Annotated in this window: 1 protein-coding gene; it reads right to left on the bottom strand. The window is 74.6% G+C overall.

The features are described from left to right. Positions 1 to 535: acyl carrier protein (locus CTZ28_RS46515; protein WP_147481326.1), on the bottom strand; the 535-nt coding region annotated here is incomplete at both ends.

Below are 535 nucleotides of genomic sequence, written 5' to 3'. Positions count from 1 at the left end.
GAACTCGCCGATGCCGCGCAGCAGTCCGGCCTGGCTGAGCGTCTTGACGGCCTGGAAGCCCTCTTCGCCCCCGCCCTCGCCCGTGCCGTCCGCGGCGACGTCGGCGATCCGCCAGCCGCGGTCGCGCGGCAGGTCCCCGACGAGGTCCTCGCCCTCGGAGACGGCCTGCCACAGCTGTTCGGGGGTCTCGATGCCGCCGGGGAGGCGGCAGCTCATGCCGACGATGGCGATGGGCTCGTCGCTGCCGAGCACGCGGCGTACGCGGGCCGGTCCGGTGCCGGTGCCGCCGAGGAGTCCGGTGCGCAGGTACGTGACGAGGGCGGCCGGGGTCGGGTAGTCGTAGACGAGGGTCGCGGGCAGCGCGATCCCGGTCGCGGTGGCGAGCCGGGTACGGAACTCGACGGCGGTCATCGAGTCGAAGCCGAAGTCGCGGAAGGCCCGCTCGGGGTCCGCCGTCTCCTGCGCGGTGTGTCCGAGGACGGTGGCGATGGTGTCGCGGACCAGGTCGAGCAGGACGCGTCCGGGGTCGTCGGCG

Source organism: Streptomyces shenzhenensis (genome assembly GCF_003688995.1).
Classification (GTDB): Bacteria; Actinomycetota; Actinomycetes; order Streptomycetales; family Streptomycetaceae; genus Streptomyces; species Streptomyces shenzhenensis_A.
This window is presented reverse-complemented; position numbering and strand designations above follow the sequence as displayed.